Here is a 16,923-nt window from a genome sequence, read left to right as displayed (position 1 = left end):
GGCGAGCTTTGGCAAGCGTCCTCTCATGGGGTGATCACGGCGGGCCTGCCTTGTACCCGACGCCGCGAACGGTCAACACCACCTCGGGGTGTTCCGGGTCCTTCTCCACCTTCGAGCGCAGACGCTGGACGTGCACGTTCACCAGGCGGGTGTCGGCGGCGTGGCGGTAACCCCACACCTGCTCGAGCAGCACCTCGCGGGTGAACACCTGCCGCGGCTTCCGCGCGAGCGCGACCAGGAGGTCGAACTCCAGCGGGGTCAGCGGGATGGCCTTGCCCTCCCGCGTCACCTCGTGACCGGGGACGTCGATCGCGAGGTCGCCGATTGTCAGCGACTCGGCGGGCTCGGCCTCGGTGCGGCGCATCCGGGCGCGGACGCGGGCCACGAGTTCCTTCGGCTTGAAGGGCTTGACCACGTAGTCGTCGGCCCCCGATTCGAGCCCGAGGACGATGTCCACGGTGTCGCTCTTGGCGGTGAGCATGACGATCGGCACGCCGGACTCGGCCCGGATCGCCTTGCAGACGTCGATGCCGTTCATCCCGGGCAGCATGAGGTCGAGGAGGACCAAGTCCGGTTTCAGCTCACGAAGCGCGGGCAGCGCCCGTGAGCCGTCGGCCACGACGGCTGTGTCGAACCCCTCCCCACGCAGCACGATGGTGAGCATCTCCGCGAGAGCAGGGTCGTCGTCGACGACCAGAACACGTGCCTTCATAAACCTATGTTCGCACTAGTTTCCCCGCACGAGCGCGCGACCCGGCGATGTGACCACCAGAAAGATCATCGAAACGGGCAAATTGCTCCATCCGAGTAGGGTCTTCGGCCTCTAGAGCGCACGCCGGAGCCTGGTGAACGGCCGTGGCGAGTCGATCGCGAAGACGCCGGCCAGTGCGTCTTCGCGGTGATAGGTCGCGACGAAACGCTTCGCCTCGACATCGCCTTCCACGATCCGCACGTCTTCTGTGGCCACTCCGGCGAACTGGATCCGGTGCCCGTACTGATCGGACCAAAAGTAACCGTGTCGTGCGAAATGCGTGACGGTCGCGCCGGCGAGCAGGTTCGTGACCGCCACGCCCGCCTGCTCGTTCGCGGCCGTCCAGTGTTCGGCGCGGATCCGCCTCCCGCGCAGACGGCAGCGGTATCGCGCGACGTCACCCACCGCGATCACTCGGGGATTCGCTGTGACACAGCCGGAATCGACCAGCACCCCGTCGTCGACGGCGAGCCCGGAACCGGTCAGCCATTCGGTGACCGGCCGCGCCCCCACTCCGGCGACGACGAGATCCGCCGGGATCTCCCTGCCGTCCGCGAGCCGCACGCCGGTGACGCGATCGGCTCCGGCGAACCCGGCGACGGGCGCACCCGCGATCAACCGGACGTCGCTTTCCGCGTGCAATCCACCGCACACCGTGCCCATTTCCGGGCCGACGACCGGGGCGAGCGGGACGGGCATCGCCTCGATCACGGTGACGTCGTGGCCGAGCAGACGGCAGGCGGACGCGACCTCCGCGCCGATGAACCCCGCGCCGATGACGACCACCGAAGACGGCCCGGCCGTGAGATCCCGCTTCAGCGAGACGGCGTCATCGAGCGTCCGCAAGGTGTGAACACCTTTCAGATTCCTTGCCGCGTCAAGGGTTCTGGCGGCCGCGCCGGTCGCGATGACGTAGCCGTCGGCGGTGATCATGGTGCCGTCGTCGAGTGTCACGCCGTCGCGGCCGAGCTTCTCGACACGGACGCCGAGATGCCATTCCGCGTCGAGCGCGTCGAGGTCGTCTTGCCCGGCGAGGGCGAGGTCCGCGACGGAAACCCTGCCCAGCAAGAAGTCCTTCGACAGCGGCGGCCGGTCGTACGGCGCTTCGGCGCCGATCATCACCAGCCGTCCGTCGAAACCCTGCGAGCGCAACTCCTGCGCCGAACGGAGTCCCGCCAGCGAGGTCCCGACGACGGCGATGGTTCTCAAGCAATTTCCCGGCGCGCCTCGGTGTCTACGTAGATCACCCCGTCGTCGACGACGACCGGGTACGTGCGCACGGCGTTCTTCGCGGGCAGGCTGACCGGGACGCCGGTCCGCAGGTCGAACCGCGCGGCGTGCAGCGGGCATTCGACGAAGCAGTCCTCGATCCAGCCGTCGGCGAGCGACGCGTCCTGGTGAGTGCAGGTGTCATCAAGGGCGTAGAAGCCGCCTTCGGCGTGGAAGACCGAGACGGGCACGGGGCCCTCCAGCCGGAGAGCCTCGCCCTCGGGCAGTTCGGAGACGGAGCAGGCACGGATCATCGGGGCCTCCGGGAAAGGACCGACGGTTTGTTGATGTTGCGTATTACGAGACGAGACGTGCTCTGCGCAACAATTGCTCCCGAGGGGCCGGTGCGTCAAGGGATTCGCCCACTCAGCCGAGCGGATGCGGGCGAAACGGCTACTGTTGCGTCATGCGGAACCAGAACGCGGGGAACGCAACGCCCAGCCAGGTACAGTCCGTCGACCGCGCGATCAGCGTGCTGGAACTGCTGGCACGCAACGGGGAAACGGGGATCACCGAGATCGCGGGTGAACTCGGCGTGCACAAGTCGACGGCCTCCCGGCTGCTGAGCGTCCTGGAGAACCGCGGCCTCGTCGAGCAGCTCGGCGAACGGGGGAAGTACGCGATCGGCTTCGGCGTCGTCCGGCTCGCCGGCGCCGCCACCGGCCGCATGGACCTGGCGAAACTGGGCAGGCGAACGTGCCAGGGCCTGGCCGAGACGCTCGGCGAGACGGTCAACATCGCGATCGCCGACGACGGGGTCGCGATCAACATCAGCCAGGCCCGCGGTTCGGCCGCGATCAGCACGCAGAACTGGACCGGCCAGCGCACCCCGCTGCACGCGACCTCCAGCGGGAAGGTGCTGCTCGCGTACCTGGGCGACGTCGAGCGCAAACGCTTGCTCCGACGGAAACTCGAACGGTTCACGCCGCGGACCACGGTCGACCCGGACGAGCTGACCGCCGAACTGGAGCGTGTCACCGAGGACGGGTACGCGGCCTGTTTCGAGGAACTGGAGCTGGGGATGCACGCGGTCGCGGTGCCGGTACTCGGCCCCGGCGGCGATGTCGTCGCGGCGATGAGCGCTTCCGGTCCGTCGTACCGGCTTTCGAAACAGCGGGTGCGGCAGATCGTGCGGCTACTGACGGAGGCCTCCGCGGATCTCTCGGCTCAGCTGGGGTATTTCGCGGAGTGAGGTGACCGGCCCTGTCACGCCCCCGCCGAGTGAGATGAACGGGGCTTTCATCTCAATTTTTGCGAGGAAAGTCCCGTTCATTACACGCACGGGTTGAAGAGGGCGACCGTTTCGGGCTCTTGACAGCGTGCCCGCACGTGCCGCACTTTGTTGCTGAAGACGGAACACCGTGCCTCATCCGCAACAGCGCCTGTCACGCCGATGCCCTGTGTCCCTTGTGGACACTGTGGGCAGGCAGGAGGTTCCCCTCACCATGGCCCCCAGACCCCGCGTGGTCGTGATCGGCGCCGGCATCGTCGGCTGCGCGATCGCCGACGAACTGACCGAACGCGGCTGGACCGATCTCACCGTGTTGGACCAGGGTGACCTGTTCGCGACCGGCGGATCCAGTTCGCACGCCCCCGGCCTGGTCTTCCAGACCAGCGGTTGCGCCGCGATGACCGGATTCGCCCAGTACACCGTCGCCAAATACGGCGCGCTCGATCTCGACGGCCGACCGTGTTTCCGGCCGCTCGGCGGGCTGGAGGTGGCCACGACGCCCGAGCGGCTCGCCGATCTCAAGCGGCGGCACGGCTGGGCGACCGCGTCGGGCGTCGAAAGCAGGCTGATCGGGCCGGACGAATGCGCCGCGTTGCATCCGCTGCTCGATCAGGCCAAGGTCCTCGGCGGGTTCCACATTCCCTCCGACGGCCTGGCCGAACCGCTGCGGGCGGCCGAGGCGCAGGCCCGCCGCGCGATCGGGCGCGGCGCGAAGTTCCTGGCACGCCAGAAGGTCGTCGGCGTCGAAAGCGCGGGCGGCCGGGTCACCGGTGTCACCACCGAGACCGGGAGCTTCCGCGCGGACATCGTGCTCTCGTGCGCCGGGATGTGGGGCCCGGTGCTCGGCGAACTGGTGGACCTCGCGATCCCGTTGGTCCCGATGGCGCACCAGTACGCGCGCACCGGTCCCCTGCCGGGGCTCACCGGTGCGACCCGGCCGATCCTGCGGCACCAGGACGCCGACCTCTACTTTCGCGAGCACGGCGACCGGATCGGCATCGGCGCGTACGGGCACCGGCCGATGCCGATGCCCGCCAAAGAGATCGGCGCCGGTGAGGGTATGCCGTCGGAACTCGCGTTCACGCCCGCGGACTTCGAGGAGTCCTGGGCCGCCGCCGTCGGCCTGCTGCCGCCGCTGGGCGAGACCAAGGTCGAAGAGGGCATCAACGGCCTGTTCTCGTTCACCCCGGACGGGATGCCGTTGCTGGGCGAGCACCCCGGCCTCGGCGGGTTCTGGGTCGCCGAAGCCGTCTGGATCACGCATTCGGCCGGGGTCGCGCGGGCCATGGCGCGCTGGCTGGTCGACGGGCAGCCCGGCACGGACCTGCACGGTTGCGACCTCGCCCGGTTCGAGCCGGTCCAGCTGGCCCCGGACTACGTGCTGGCCCGCAGTTGCCAGAGCTTCGTCGAGGTCTACGACGTCGTCCATCCCTTGCAACCCATGGCGGAACCGCGGCCACTACGGACGAGCCCGTTCTACGAGCGGCAGGCCGGGCTCGGCGCGTACTTCCTCGAAGCGAGCGGCTGGGAGCGGCCGCACTGGTACGAGGCGAACGTGAACCTGCCCGAAGTGGAGAGCATCCCGCCACGCAACGACTGGGCCGCGCGCCACTGGTCCCCGATCGGCGGCGCCGAAGCACTGGTGGCGCGGCGACGGGTCGCGATGTTCGACATGACGTCGCTGAAACGCGTCGAGGTCACCGGTCCTGGCGCGTTGCCGTTCCTGCAGACGATGACCACGAACCAGCTCGACAAGAAACCGGGCTCGGTCACGTACACGCTGTTGCTCGACGAGGACGGCGGCGTGCGCAGCGACCTGACCGTCGCCCGGATCGGTGCCGAGCGATTCCAGGTGGGTGTCAACAGCGCCATCGACGTCGACTGGCTCCGGCGGCACCTGCCCCGCGACGGCGCCGCGCAGATCCACGAGACGACGCCGGGCACCTGCTGCATCGGCCTGTGGGGACCGCTCGCCAGGGCCGTCCTGCAACCACTGTCCACAACGGACTTCTCACACAGGGCGATGGGCTACTTCACGACGAAGCAGGCGTACGTCGGCCAAGTACCGGTGACCGCGATGCGACTGTCCTATGTCGGCGAACTCGGCTGGGAGCTGTACACGAGCGCCGACCTCGGCCGCGAACTGTGGGACACGCTCTCCGACGCCGGGCAGGCGCACGGCGTCATCGCCGCCGGACGCGACGCGTTCTCCAGCATGCGGCTGGAAAAGGGCTATCGCCTGTGGGGTACGGACGTCACCGCCGAGCATGATCCGTACGAGGCGGGGCTCGGATTCGCCGTCCGGATGGACAAGGGCTACTTCATCGGGCGGGACGCGCTGGCCGGCCGCTCGGCGGAAACGGTCACCAGGAAACTGACCTGCCTCACCGTCGACGATCCGTATTCCGTCGTACTCGGCAAGGAACCAGTGTACGCCGACGGCCGCCCCGTCGGCTACGTCACCAGCGCCGCCTATGGGTACACGGTCGGCAAGAACATCGCGTATGCCTGGCTTCCGGCGGAACTGTCGGTGCCGGGCAGGCCACTGGAGATCGAGTACTTCGGCGAGCGGTTCCCCGCCGTCGTGGCGAGTGAGCCGCTGTTCGACGCCGGCCTGACCCGGATCAGGAGTGCCGCATGAGCCACTACGACGTCATCGTCATCGGCCTCGGTGGCATGGGCAGCGCGGCCGCGTACCGGCTCGCCCGGCGAGGACAGCGGGTGCTGGGCATCGACCAGTTCGCACCGGTGCACAACCTCGGTTCCAGCCACGGCGGTTCGCGGATCACGCGGCAGGCGTACTTCGAGGACCCCGCGTATGTCCCGCTCCTGGTGCGGGCGCACGAACTGTGGGACGGGATCGAACGTGACTCCGGCAGGAAGATCTTCACCCGCTGTGGCGGGATCATGCTCGGCGGCCCGGATTCGCGGACGGTGACGGGAAGTCTCGCCAGCGCCCGGCGATGGGGCCTGCCGCACGAGATCTGGGACGCGTCCGAGGTCCGGCGCCGGTTCCCGACGATGAACCCCACCGACGGCGAGATCGCGCTGTACGAGGAGAACGCCGGTTTCGTGGTGCCGGAAGGCAGTGTGGCGGCGCATCTCCAACTGGCCGCGCGTGCCGGGGCGGAACTGCGTCACGAGGAGAAAGTCCTTTCGTGGCACCAGACGTCCACCGGTGTCCGGGTCGGGACGTCGCGGAACTTCTACACGGCGGAACAACTGGTGATCTGCCCTGGTGCCTGGGCGCCACGGCTGCTCACCGAACTCGGGATCGACTTCACCATCGAACGCCAGGTCCAGTACTGGTTCGCGCCCTCGGGCGGGGCGGAGCCGTTCCGCGCGGAGCGGCATCCGATCTACGTCTGGGAGGGCGAGAACGGCCGCCAGTTCTACGGCTTCCCCTCGCACGACGACGCCGGGAGCGTCAAGGTCGCGTTCTTCCGCGGCGGTGAGACGTGCACGCCGGAGACCATCGACCGGACGGTGCACGCCGAAGAGGTCGACGAGATCTCAGATTTCGTCGGAGGGAAGATGCCGTCGCTGCCCGGCGGGTTCCGGCGCGCGGCGACCTGCCTGTACACGAACACCCCCGACGAGCATTTCGTCATCTCCCGCCATCCCACCCGCGATCGCGTGGTGATCGCCTGCGGGTTCTCCGGGCACGGTTTCAAATTCGTGCCGGTGGTCGGTGAGGTACTCGCGGACCTGGTGGTCGACGGCACCACCGAGCATCCGATCGCCCTGTTCGATCCCGCCCGGTTGACGGGAGTGCCGAGTTGACGCGAACCGAACAGCCGTCCAGCCTGATCCCGACGCTGGGTGGCGGCTACTACACCGATCCCGGGATCTTCGCGGCAGAGCAGGAAAAGATCTTCGAGCGCGGTTGGTTCTGCGCCGTGCGTTCGGCGGACCTGCCGTCGGCCGGCGACTTCCGGACCGTCCGGACAGGACGCGAGAGCGTCATCGTCAGCCGGGGCCGGGACGGCGGGCTGCGGGCGTTCCTCAACGTCTGTCGCCATCGCGGGGCCAGGTTGTGCACGGAAGAGACGGGCACGGTAAATCGCGCGTTCCAGTGCCTGTACCACGCGTGGACGTACGGACTCGACGGAAAGCTGATCGCGGCGCCGAATCTGGCGAACCTGGCGGACATCTCCCGCGCCGAGTACGGGCTGCATACGGTGCGCCTCCGGGAGTGGCTGGGTTACGCGTGGATCTGCCTCGCCGCGGACCCGCCGTCGTTCGAGGCCGACGTCGAAGGCGCGGTGCGGGAGCGGCTGGGCGACCTGGAATCGATCGAGCGCTACGGACTGGACGGGCTTTCGGTCGGGCGGCGGATCACCTACGACGTCAAGGCGAACTGGAAGCTGATCGTCGAGAACTTCATGGAGTGCTATCACTGCGCGACGATCCACCCGGAACTGACCGAAGTGCTGCCGGAGTTCGCCGACGGATACGCGGTGCAGTACTACGTCGGGCACGGTGCCGAATTCGGCGACGACGTCGACGGGTTCACCATCGGTGGCGGCTCGGGCTTCGAGCGGCTCGACGGTGTCGCGAGCGAACAGGACCGGCGGTACTACGCGATCACCATCCGGCCGCAGGTGTTCGTGAACCTGGTGCCGGACCACGTGATCTTTCACCGGATGTACCCGCTCGCACCGGACAGGACGGTCGTCGAATGCGACTGGCTGTACTCGAAGGAGGTCATGGCGTCAGGCCGGGACGTGTCGCGATCGGTCGAGTTGTTCCACCGCGTCAACGAGCAGGACTTCGACGCGTGCGAACGCTGCCAACCCGCGATGGCGTCCCGTGCCTACCGCGGCGGCGGGGTGCTGATGCCGTCCGAGCACCACATCGGCGAGTTCCACTCCTGGCTGTTGTCGCAACTAGAGGACTGATTGCGGTAGTTGCACGCGCAAGTACCGCAACTAGAGGACTAATCGCGGAGGAGTTCGGTAGCCAGAGCGGGGGTGTCGACACCGGCGGCGCCGTCGAGGACGTGCCAAGGCGTGAGCCAGCCGGACGCGGCGAGTTCGTCGTAGACCACCGAGCATCGCTTTTGGAGCGCGTCGTCGGTCTCGAAGGAATCACGGGCGCGATCGGCGTCGCCCTCCGCGCGGCGACGCGCGCGTTCGGCGGCGACGTCGGTGGTGACCCGCAGCAGCAGATGCGCGACCGGCACCGGCAGGCCGAAGCGGTCGATCTCCAGTTCCCGCAGCCATCGCACGAACTCGCCGTCCGCGCCCTGGTGGAGCCGGGCGGCGCCGTACGCCGCGTTCGACGCGACGTACCGATCGAGCAGCACGACGTCGTGCTCGGCGAGGCGGCCGCGGATCTCGTCGGCCGCGCCGCGCCGGTCGAGCGCGTAGAGCATCGCCATGCCGTACACGGAGTCGGCGAGGTCGCCGTGCCCGCGGTGCAGTGCTTCCTTCACGAGGTCGGCGTGCACGCTTTCGCCGTAGCGTGGAAACGCGATGGACGTGACGCTCGCTCCGGCCGCGTTCAGCGCGCCGGTCAGCGCGTCGGCGAGCGTGCGCTTGCCGGCGCCGTCCAGACCTTCGATCACCACGAGTCGTCCCACGCCCACAGAATATGGCCAGCACCGCGAAGCGGTTCCGTTGAGGGCGGTGGCGGGGGCATGGATGGAATGGCCAGCACCGCGAAGCGGTTCCGTTGAGGGCGGCGGCGGGGGCATGGATGGAATGGCCAGCACCGCGAAGCGGTTCCGTTGAGGGCGGCGGCGAGGTCAGGGATGGGTTTTTGAGACGGGGTGGTCGACCGGCGGGCCAGACGGGTCAGCTCACGTCCGGCCCACCGGTCCGCTAGGGGATACGCCGCTTCGAGTGCAGGAAGAAGCCGGCGATACCGATGAGGAGCAAGCCGCCGCAGATCAGTAGCGGGACGAAGCCGGTGTCCTGCGCGTCGGGCGCGGGGCCGCCGTCGCCGCGAGGCATCACCTGGGCGTTGTAACCGCCGGCTTTGCCCTCTTGGGCGTACGGCGAGCTCGCGAGCATCGCGCCGTACCGGCCGGAGACCGTTTTCTGGTACTCCGCGAGGGTGGCCGACCCACCGGCCGCGTAGCCGCTGGCGCCCGAGTCGAGCAGGGTCACCCGGCCGTCTCGCAGCGCGTACCAGGCGTCGACCTGGGGTTCGTGGAGCAGTGTCGCACCGGCGGGCAACCGCCGGGCCAGTTCGCTTTCCCGGTCGCCCGAGGCGATGTTGCCGACGCGCCAGGCGCCGTCGTCGCCGCGGACCGACCAGACGGTGGCGGTCTGCCCGTCGGACGCCGTCACCGGGACGGCGACGTAGGCGAGTTGCCCGGCGACCGCGCCGTCACCGGCGACGAAGTCCCTCGAAAGCTCGTAAACCGGGAAAGACTTGCCGACGACGCTGACCGACGGCGCGTCGCTTGAACCACCCGTCTGAGTGAAGAAGCGACCGATCTCGGCACGCAGCGTGGGGTCGTCGGCGGCCGCCTTCGCGGCCGCGAGATCTTCACCCGACAGTTGGTCCGCGCGCGCTCCGGGCGCCGACATCAGCAGTGCGAACGCGACCAGCCCGGCGAGCCCGAGGATCCGCCGCGCGCTCATCGCCGGATCCCGGTGAGTGTGTGAGTCCAGGTGAAGGACTTGTTGCCAGCGTAGAAGTCGTAAGTCGACCAGTGGTAGCGGTTACCGGTGAGCAGTGGGTCCCCCCACGCGACCCACTTCCGGCCGAGGTCGGAGCCGTAGAGCACGTGCATGTGGCCGCCGCCCGCGGCCCAGCCGACCCGAGTCTGCACCGGACGGCCGGAACCGGTCTGTTCCCGAACGGCGGCGTACCCGACGCGCCCCTTGACGTACTTGCCCGGGTCCGAGAAGCCGAGCTTGCCGAAGGCGCGCCGGACGTCGCCCAGCGTTCCAGGGCGGTCGGCGCACTCCGGGCGACGCTCGTCGTGAGCCATCCGGCAGAATTCGTTCTGGGCGACGGTCACGCCGAGGCGTGCCGCGATGGTGGTGCCGGAAGCCACCCAGCACCATTGGGACTTTTCCTGCACCTGCATGGCGATGGGGTTCTGCCGGACGGACGGCGAGGGCACCGCGCTCGCCGGGGTCTGGATCGCCAGCCACGCCGCGACGCTCGCGGCGCCGGCGGCGCAAACCCTCCTCGAGAACACAGGCACAACGGGCCTCCTGGTCACCATGGCGAACCAATGTGGTCACAACGGTGAACAGCAGGCTCACACAGAGCAAGATGGGCACTCGGCGGAACGGACCGTTCCGGGGCGTTTCCACACCCCGGAACACTCACTCTTCCGGGGTCAACCACCCCGAACGGGGGACGTAGTGTTCACAGTGCGCTGCTAACGTGAACGTTCCGCGGTGTTCACGCTCAGCGCACACACTGGTCTGGTGAAGGGACGAGCGGTGACACGAGACGGTGCTGATGCGTTCTCGGCGGGAAAGCTTGCCTCGGACGGGGACACCCCGACGATCATCGACGGCACGCGCCGTCAACCGCTCGAAGCCCTGCCCAAGGAGCTCGTCGAGGCCCTGCGCAGCGGCGAATTCCACCACGCGCTCCGGCAGGCGATCGCCTATCGCGGCCTCTCACTTGCCCGGCTCCGCGCCCACCTCGGCCTCCGTGGCGTCCAAATCGGACAGTCGACGTTGAGCTACTGGCAGCGCGGACTGCGCCAGCCGGAGGTACCCAAGGCGCTCCCGGCGGTCCGCGCACTGGAATCGGTGCTGCAACTGCCCGCGGACGCGCTCGTCGTGCTGATCGGGCCACGGACGGCGCGGGCACGCGGACACCAGATGGCCGCGTCGTTCCACGACATCCGTTCCGGTGACATGGGCTCGATCGTCGATCAGCTGCTGTCCGAACTGGGCGCGTACCCCTCGTCCAATCGCTACAACGCCGACCTCGAGATGCTCTCGGTGCACGACACGATCACCTTCGACGCCGCACACCGGCAGGTCAACCTGCACACCCGGCTGGCGGTCCGGGCGCGGCGTCACGGCCCGGACCGGTACGTCACGGTCTACAACGGAGACCCCGGCTGCGACATCGGCGACGTCGACCTGATCACCGCCGAGGGCTGTCGCGTCGGCCGGATCCGGCGCAACGCCGAGGCCGAGACGATGGCCACCGAACTGCTCTTCGACCGGAAACTCGCCGAGGGCGAGATCCACGTGTTCTGCTTCGAGGTACGTGACGACTCGGGTACCGCTTCGCCCGGGTACTTCCGGATGCTGCGGGACCAGTGTTCGAGCTACCTGGTGCAACTGAAGTTCGCGCTCGGCGCGCTGCCCGCCCGCTGCACGCGGCAGTTCCGGACGCGCGACGACGCGGTACCCGTCGAGTCCGAAGAGCTGCCGCTCGACATGGGCGGCGTGACCAGTGGTTTCTTCAGCGACGCCGGGCCGGGGCTGGCCGGCATCGAGGTCGAGTGGCGCTAGCGCGTGCTCACTCGCAGCGTCGTGAGTGGTAAGGGCGGTCAGCGCTGCTGGTGGTAGTCCGGGCTTGACATTCCGGTGCCTGCAAGGGCCAAGAAATGGGGAGAGTTCGGGACGTTGAACGTCCGAAATCCTCCCCGCTCGGGCGTGTGCCGGGGTTTTGGGAAGGCATGTCCCTGAACCCTTGTCGATCAAGCTTCGTAACCGGTGTGACTCCGCGACGATGTAGGAGTTGGGACACTCAACGTCCCAATTCCTACATCGTCAGCCTTACACAGCGACGAACGACCGCCTGACCTGCAAGACCTCGGCTTTGCCTGGACCCCTGCGTCCGGCGCAAGGAAGGGGGCCTTCATGTACTTCAGGCGGTCAAGGGCGGTCAGTACCGGTAATGATCGGTCTTGAACGGCCCTTCGACGTCCACGTCGATGTATTCCGCCTGCTCCTTCGTCAGCTTCGTGAGCTCGCCGCCGAGCGCGTCGAGGTGGATCTTCGCGACCTTCTCGTCGAGCTTCTTCGGGAGGCGGAAGACCTCCTTGTCGTACTCCTCGTGCTTGGTGAACAGCTCGATCTGCGCGATCACCTGGTTGGAGAAGCTGTTCGACATCACGAACGACGGGTGCCCGGTCGCGTTGCCCAGGTTCAGCAGGCGGCCTTCGGAGAGCACGAGAATGCTCTTCCCATCGGGGCTCTGCTCATCCCGGGGGGCGGCGCCCGGACCCCCGGAAGGGAACACCCACTCGTCGACCTGCGGCTTGATGTTGATCCGCCGGATGCCCGGGTAGCGCTGAAGGCCCGCCATGTCGAGCTCGTTGTCGAAGTGGCCGATGTTGCCGAGGATCGCCTGGTGCTTCATCCGCGCCATGTGCTCGACGAGCACGACGTCCTTGTTGCCGGTGGTCGTGATGATGATGTCGGCCTCGCCGAGGACGTTCTCCAGCTTCTTGACCTGGTAGCCGTCCATCACCGCCTGCAGCGCGCAGATCGGGTCGATCTCGGTGACGATCACCCGCGCGCCCTGGCCGCGCAGCGATTCCGCGGCGCCCTTGCCGACGTCGCCGTAGCCGCAGACGACCGCGACCTTGCCGCCGATGAGGACGTCGGTGCCGCGGTTGATGCCGTCGATCAGCGAGTGCCGGATGCCGTAGCGGTTGTCGAACTTCGACTTGGTCACGGCGTCGTTGACGTTGATCGCCGGGAACAGCAGCTCACCGGCCGCGGCGAGCTGGTAGAGCCGCAGCACGCCGGTCGTGGTCTCCTCGGTGACACCGCGGATGCCTTCGCCGATCTTGGTCCATTTGCCGGTGTCGGCCGCGACAGAGGCGCTCAGCAGCTGAAGGAACACGCGGAACTCGTCCGAGGTGTTCTCGTCCGGTGCGGGGACGACACCCGCCTTTTCGAACTCGGTTCCCTTGTGCACCAGCATGGTGGCGTCGCCGCCGTCGTCGAGGATCATATTGGGACCTGTTTGCCGGGTCCCATCATCGGACGCTGCGGAACCTTCGCCGTCCCACGTCAGCATCTTCTCGGTGCACCACCAGTACTCCTCCAGCGACTCGCCCTTCCAGGCGAACACCGGCACGCCCTTGGGCTCCTCGGTGGTGCCGTACGGGCCGACGACGACCGCCGCGGCGGCGTGGTCCTGCGTGGAGAAGATGTTGCAGGAGGCCCAGCGCACCTCGGCACCCAGCGCGACGAGGGTTTCGATCAGGACCGCGGTCTGTACCGTCATGTGCAGCGAGCCCGACACCCGGGCTCCCCGCAGGGGGTACACCTCGGCGTACTCACGGCGCAGCGCCATCAGGCCCGGCATCTCGTGCTCGGCGAGGCGGATCTCCTTGCGGCCGAACTCGGCGGCCTCGAGATCGGCGACGGCGAACTCGATGCCGTTGCGGGTGTCGTGCCGCTTGGCAACGCTTTCGGGGGTCATATGCGCGCTTCCTCCAAGGTTGGATGACACCAGAACAGTACCGTTGTCGGCTCAACGCCCACTGAACTGTTTGGAGGCCTTCACCGTGGTCATGCCGGGTCCCGATACCCGCGTCGTCGAAATACGCGTACCCGGGCTAGTGGGCACGAGCGGTGAAAGTCTGCTGGATTCGACGTCGGTGGTCGACGTCGCGGGCGACGGGATCGGCAGGCTGATCCGGCCGTCGGACCGGCTGCGCCGACCCGCTCCCGGTCCGGTGCTGCCCGCGCTCGGTCGTTCGATCCCGCGCATCCTCGAAGGCTACCTGTGGAGCGGGATGACCTCCGGTGGCGCCGCGAAGGCGACCTGGGCGCTGCTGTTCCCCTTTTCGCTGGCGAACGTCGCGCACTGGATGTTGCCGCCGGTCCCGGAGGGCAAGCGGTTCGCGGCGATGCTCGGCACGGCGTGCCGGGCGATACTGCGGGTGGCCTCACTGCTGCTGACGATGCTGCTGATCAGCCAGCTCGCGGTGGTCTCGCTCGACCTGTTCGCCGCGCAATGCCTCGCACCGGGTTCACGGTGTCTCGCGGGCGCGCCCTCGTTCCTGCGGGATTTCGCGCCGCTGCGGACGGCGATCGGGGTGGTGCCGCTGCTGGCGCTGATCTTCGTGCTCGACCGGATCCCGTCTTCGGACTGGCGGTCACGGAACAGGTTGCACCGCGTCCACAGTTCGGCCCCGCTGCAGCCACAGGACATGCCGAGGACACCGGGCCTGCGCACACTGCACACCGTCGCCGCCTTGACCTGTGTCGCGCTTCCGTTGCTCGGCGGGCCGTTCCGGCTGCCGACGACGACATTCGACCTGGTCGTCTGGATCTGCGCGCTGACGCTCGTCCTCGCCGCGCTGGTGGCCTCGACGGTCGGTTTCTCGGCGGGCCCGGTGATCCGCGGTGGGCTGATCGCGCCGGCGGTCGCGCTGGTCGGGATCGCCGTCGTCCGCCGGACGCCGTTGCCGGCCGGGCTTCCCGGCGGCGGGCTGGGCGGCGCGGACGGGACGGTCGAAGCGCTGGGCGCGGCGATGGTCGCGGTGACCGTGCTGTTCGCGCTGATGCTCATCCCCGCGGCCCTGCTCGGCCGGTCGACCTGGAAGCACCTGCCGCACCGGTTGCGGCCCTGGCTCGGTGGCTGGGCGGCGGCGCCGGTCGTCGCGCTCGCCGGTCTGCTCGGCGGCGGCTTCGGCGCGGGACTCGCGGTCGCGCTGCGGCAAGTGGTCGGCGCCAGCGATCTCCGGCTGCCCGACACCTACGTCCTGGTGACCGTGCTGTGGGGCGCCGGGCTCGCGCTCGCCGTCGTACTCGGGGTCCTGGGCTTCGCGGTGGCCGTCCCGCTGCGACGGCTGCGGCGCGGCGTCCCGAAGATCGTCGCGCTGATGGAGATCGGCAAGGCGCAGGAAGAGGAGGCCGCCCGCGTCTGGGCCCGCGCCTCGTGGGAACGCAAGCATCTGCACCATCTCGCGCTGGCGGTCGCGCTGGCGATGGCGGCGGGCGGCGGCGTGCTCCTGGTGCTGCGCTTCGGTTTCGGGCAGCTGCCCGGCTGGTTCTCGACGCTTTCGGGGATCGGCGTGTTCGCGCTCGGCGCGCTGGCGGCGGGGCTGCTGCGCGTCGTGTTCGCCGCCGCGACGACACCCAAGCGCAGCCGCCACCTCGGCGCGCTGGCGGATCTCGTGTGCTTCTGGCCGCGTGCTGCCCATCCGACCGTTCCGCCGAGTTACGCGCTCAAGGTCGTTCCGGAACTCGCGGACCGCGTCAAAGAACACCTCGCCGATCCGGGCACGAGGGTCGTGCTGTCCGGGTACAACCTCGGCAGCCTGCTGACCGTGCTCGCCGCGGCGCGGGTGATCGCCGACCTCCCGCCGGAGGACCGCGACCGCGTCGGACTGCTGACCGCGGGCTCACCACTGCAATGGGGCTATCAGCGGGCCTTCCCCGCGATGCTGCCGCAGGCGCAACTCTCGGAGCTGTACAAGGATCTCGGCGGCCGCTGGCGGTCGCTGTGCCGTGGCACGGACATCTTCGGTGGTGGCGTCACGACGTGGCGGCATCGCGTGGTGGCCGGAAAACTGCTGGGCGACGGCTATCTGCCGGGAGGCGGGACGGGCCCGCTGGCCGCGGAAGCCGACGAACAGGGCGTCGTGGTGCTGGGCGGTGATCACTGGCTGCCGGACCCGATGCGCGGCCCGACCGGGCGGCACCGCTGGGCGCCGGGCGTCCTCAAGCACACGGACTACGTCGTCGACGCCGAATGGGACAACGCCGTCGCGATGGCCGCCGGGCTCGGCCGCCCCCGCCCGAAGAACCCTTGGGGCGAGCAAGGGTCGCTGTTCGGGGACTTTCCGCAAATGCGCTGAAGGCCCCCTTCACGAGGAAGAGGGCCTTCAGGCACTAACTAGCTTCAGTTGGTCTTGCGACGCGCACGCAGCAGGACCAGGACACCAGCACCGGCCAGAACCAGGAGGCCACCGGCCCACAGCAGCCAGGCGTTGTCGAAACCGGTGTCGGCGAGGCCGCCACCGTTGCCACCGTTACCACCGACCGCGGGGGCCGGGGCGGAGGTGCTGGTCGGGGTGTCGGACGGCTTCTCCGTGGTGGTCGGAGCGGTCGTCGACGGCTTGGCCGTCGAGGTCTTCGTCGGCTCGCTAGGCTTCGGCTGCTCGGTCGGCTTGGTCTTTTCGCCGCACGCGTACCACTTGTCGATGTTCGCCTTGCTGCCGTCGCGGTTGAACGGCGCGCGCAGCTCGGTCCACGGCGGGGTGTCGGCGAGCTTGCGCTTGCCCGGCTCGTAGACGTTGTAGCCGTCGTCGCCGCCGAGGACGACGATCGCGGTCACCTTGACGCCCTCGCCGAGGCCGGTGATGTTGAGCCGCTTCTCACCGGCGCCACCGGTGAACTTGAAGTCCGAGTCGGACAAAGCCTTGCCGCCGGCCTTGACCTGCTCGCATTTGCTGATGTTGCCGGGGATCGGCTTGGCGCGGTCGTCATCGGAGTGACAGGCCAGCGCCGAGCCGGCGGTGCCGAGCAGGGCGGCGGTCGCCAGTGCGACGACGGTGACGGCGGAGCGGACGCGCCGTCCGGACATGATCTGCATTCAGAGCTCTCCTGTACCGATCGGGGGACAAACGAGCAGAGCGCGGTGCCTCTTTGAGGGACGAAGGTCAACTCGCGGTGCTTCTACACGAGTTCCGTTCACCCGTCAGGGTGAGGCAGAGACCGGACGCTATCGCACACCGATTTCACACCGAAACCGGGGCCCCCGACAAAGCGGC

14 protein-coding genes are annotated in these 16,923 nt (G+C 68.7%); 6 read left to right on the top strand and 8 right to left on the bottom strand.

Going from position 1 to position 16,923, the window contains the following annotated elements:
• Positions 1 to 34: 34 nt before the first annotated feature.
• The 3 genes from mtrA to ACM6LR_RS14185 form a co-directional block, all read right to left on the bottom strand.
• Positions 35 to 712 carry an MtrAB system response regulator MtrA gene (gene mtrA / locus ACM6LR_RS14195; RefSeq protein ID WP_005150760.1) on the bottom strand — a complete coding sequence of 226 codons (678 nt, stop codon included), beginning with the start codon at positions 710 to 712 and terminating at the stop codon, positions 35 to 37.
• Between the two features lie 111 nt (positions 713 to 823).
• Entirely contained in the window at positions 824 to 1,960 is a 1,137-nt protein-coding gene (locus ACM6LR_RS14190) for an NAD(P)/FAD-dependent oxidoreductase (RefSeq protein WP_414939484.1), read from the bottom strand.
• Complete coding sequence (locus ACM6LR_RS14185) at positions 1,957 to 2,274, bottom strand: bifunctional 3-phenylpropionate/cinnamic acid dioxygenase ferredoxin subunit (RefSeq protein WP_414939485.1); 318 nt, start codon at positions 2,272 to 2,274, stop codon at positions 1,957 to 1,959. Before ACM6LR_RS14185 ends, ACM6LR_RS14190 begins: the two co-directional genes overlap by 4 nt.
• A 152-nt stretch (positions 2,275 to 2,426) precedes the next feature.
• On the opposite strand from ACM6LR_RS14185, the gene ACM6LR_RS14180 reads away from it, so the two are divergent.
• The 4 genes from ACM6LR_RS14180 (at position 2,427) to ACM6LR_RS14165 (ending at position 8,152) form a co-directional block, all read left to right on the top strand.
• Positions 2,427 to 3,212 (top strand): IclR family transcriptional regulator, encoded by a 786-nt coding sequence (locus ACM6LR_RS14180; RefSeq protein ID WP_414943935.1) that lies wholly within the window; start codon positions 2,427 to 2,429, stop codon positions 3,210 to 3,212.
• Positions 3,213 to 3,465: 253 nt separating this feature from the next.
• A complete protein-coding gene (locus ACM6LR_RS14175) occupies positions 3,466 to 5,892 on the top strand; it encodes a GcvT family protein (protein WP_414943934.1) in 2,427 nt (808 codons plus the stop codon).
• Positions 5,889 to 7,034 carry an N-methyl-L-tryptophan oxidase gene (gene solA, locus ACM6LR_RS14170; RefSeq protein WP_414943933.1) on the top strand — a complete coding sequence of 382 codons (1,146 nt, stop codon included), beginning with the start codon at positions 5,889 to 5,891 and terminating at the stop codon, positions 7,032 to 7,034. Before ACM6LR_RS14175 ends, solA begins: the two co-directional genes overlap by 4 nt.
• Complete coding sequence (locus ACM6LR_RS14165) at positions 7,031 to 8,152, top strand: aromatic ring-hydroxylating oxygenase subunit alpha (protein ID WP_414939489.1); 1,122 nt, start codon at positions 7,031 to 7,033, stop codon at positions 8,150 to 8,152. Before solA ends, ACM6LR_RS14165 begins: the two co-directional genes overlap by 4 nt.
• A 38-nt stretch (positions 8,153 to 8,190) precedes the next feature.
• On the opposite strand, the gene ACM6LR_RS14160 is transcribed toward ACM6LR_RS14165, so the two are convergent.
• The 3 genes from ACM6LR_RS14160 to ACM6LR_RS14150 form a co-directional block, all read right to left on the bottom strand.
• Entirely contained in the window at positions 8,191 to 8,823 is a 633-nt protein-coding gene (locus tag ACM6LR_RS14160) for a dTMP kinase (RefSeq protein WP_414944033.1), read from the bottom strand.
• Positions 8,824 to 9,076: 253 nt separating this feature from the next.
• Complete coding sequence (locus ACM6LR_RS14155) at positions 9,077 to 9,844, bottom strand: hypothetical protein (RefSeq protein WP_414939490.1); 768 nt, start codon at positions 9,842 to 9,844, stop codon at positions 9,077 to 9,079.
• Positions 9,841 to 10,410 carry a papain-like cysteine protease family protein gene (locus ACM6LR_RS14150; protein ID WP_414939568.1) on the bottom strand — a complete coding sequence of 190 codons (570 nt, stop codon included), beginning with the start codon at positions 10,408 to 10,410 and terminating at the stop codon, positions 9,841 to 9,843. The genes ACM6LR_RS14155 and ACM6LR_RS14150 overlap by 4 nt, the downstream gene beginning before the upstream one ends.
• Before the next feature lie 250 nt (positions 10,411 to 10,660).
• Here ACM6LR_RS14150 and ACM6LR_RS14145 point away from each other — a divergent pair, with 250 nt between their 5' ends.
• Positions 10,661 to 11,695: a hypothetical protein gene (locus tag ACM6LR_RS14145; RefSeq protein WP_414939491.1), complete on the top strand. Its 1,035-nt coding sequence runs from the start codon at positions 10,661 to 10,663 to the stop codon at positions 11,693 to 11,695.
• A gap of 376 nt (positions 11,696 to 12,071) precedes the next feature.
• Here ACM6LR_RS14145 and ahcY read toward each other — a convergent pair whose 3' ends face one another.
• Positions 12,072 to 13,622 carry an adenosylhomocysteinase gene (gene ahcY / locus ACM6LR_RS14140; RefSeq protein ID WP_414939492.1) on the bottom strand — a complete coding sequence of 517 codons (1,551 nt, stop codon included), beginning with the start codon at positions 13,620 to 13,622 and terminating at the stop codon, positions 12,072 to 12,074.
• A gap of 91 nt (positions 13,623 to 13,713) precedes the next feature.
• On the opposite strand from ahcY, the gene ACM6LR_RS14135 reads away from it, so the two are divergent.
• Positions 13,714 to 16,008 (top strand): hypothetical protein, encoded by a 2,295-nt coding sequence (locus ACM6LR_RS14135; protein ID WP_414939493.1) that lies wholly within the window; start codon positions 13,714 to 13,716, stop codon positions 16,006 to 16,008.
• Positions 16,009 to 16,052: 44 nt separating this feature from the next.
• Here ACM6LR_RS14135 and ACM6LR_RS14130 read toward each other — a convergent pair whose 3' ends face one another.
• Positions 16,053 to 16,745: an LPXTG cell wall anchor domain-containing protein gene (locus tag ACM6LR_RS14130; protein WP_414943932.1), complete on the bottom strand. Its 693-nt coding sequence runs from the start codon at positions 16,743 to 16,745 to the stop codon at positions 16,053 to 16,055.
• Positions 16,746 to 16,923: the final 178 nt, after the last annotated feature.

This window comes from Amycolatopsis sp. cmx-11-32 (assembly GCF_047608695.1).
GTDB lineage: Bacteria > Actinomycetota > Actinomycetes > Mycobacteriales > Pseudonocardiaceae > Amycolatopsis.
Note: the sequence above shows the minus strand (reverse complement) of the source record. Positions and strands in the feature narration are given on the sequence as shown.

Bases quoted from the DNA above. Each gene is read 5' to 3' on its own strand.
- mtrA (WP_005150760.1), bottom strand. From the start codon at position 712: ATGAAGGCACGTGTTCTGGTCGTCGACGACGACCCTGCTCTCGCGGAG.
- ACM6LR_RS14185 (WP_414939485.1), bottom strand. From the start codon at position 2,274: ATGATCCGTGCCTGCTCCGTCTCCGAACTGCCCGAGGGCGAGGCTCTC.
- ACM6LR_RS14180 (WP_414943935.1), top strand. From the start codon at position 2,427: ATGCGGAACCAGAACGCGGGGAACGCAACGCCCAGCCAGGTACAGTCC.
- ACM6LR_RS14175 (WP_414943934.1), top strand. From the start codon at position 3,466: ATGGCCCCCAGACCCCGCGTGGTCGTGATCGGCGCCGGCATCGTCGGC.
- solA (WP_414943933.1), top strand. From the start codon at position 5,889: ATGAGCCACTACGACGTCATCGTCATCGGCCTCGGTGGCATGGGCAGC.
- ACM6LR_RS14155 (WP_414939490.1), bottom strand. From the start codon at position 9,844: ATGAGCGCGCGGCGGATCCTCGGGCTCGCCGGGCTGGTCGCGTTCGCA.
- ahcY (WP_414939492.1), bottom strand. From the start codon at position 13,622: ATGACCCCCGAAAGCGTTGCCAAGCGGCACGACACCCGCAACGGCATC.
- ACM6LR_RS14135 (WP_414939493.1), top strand. From the start codon at position 13,714: ATGCCGGGTCCCGATACCCGCGTCGTCGAAATACGCGTACCCGGGCTA.
- ACM6LR_RS14130 (WP_414943932.1), bottom strand. From the start codon at position 16,745: ATGCAGATCATGTCCGGACGGCGCGTCCGCTCCGCCGTCACCGTCGTC.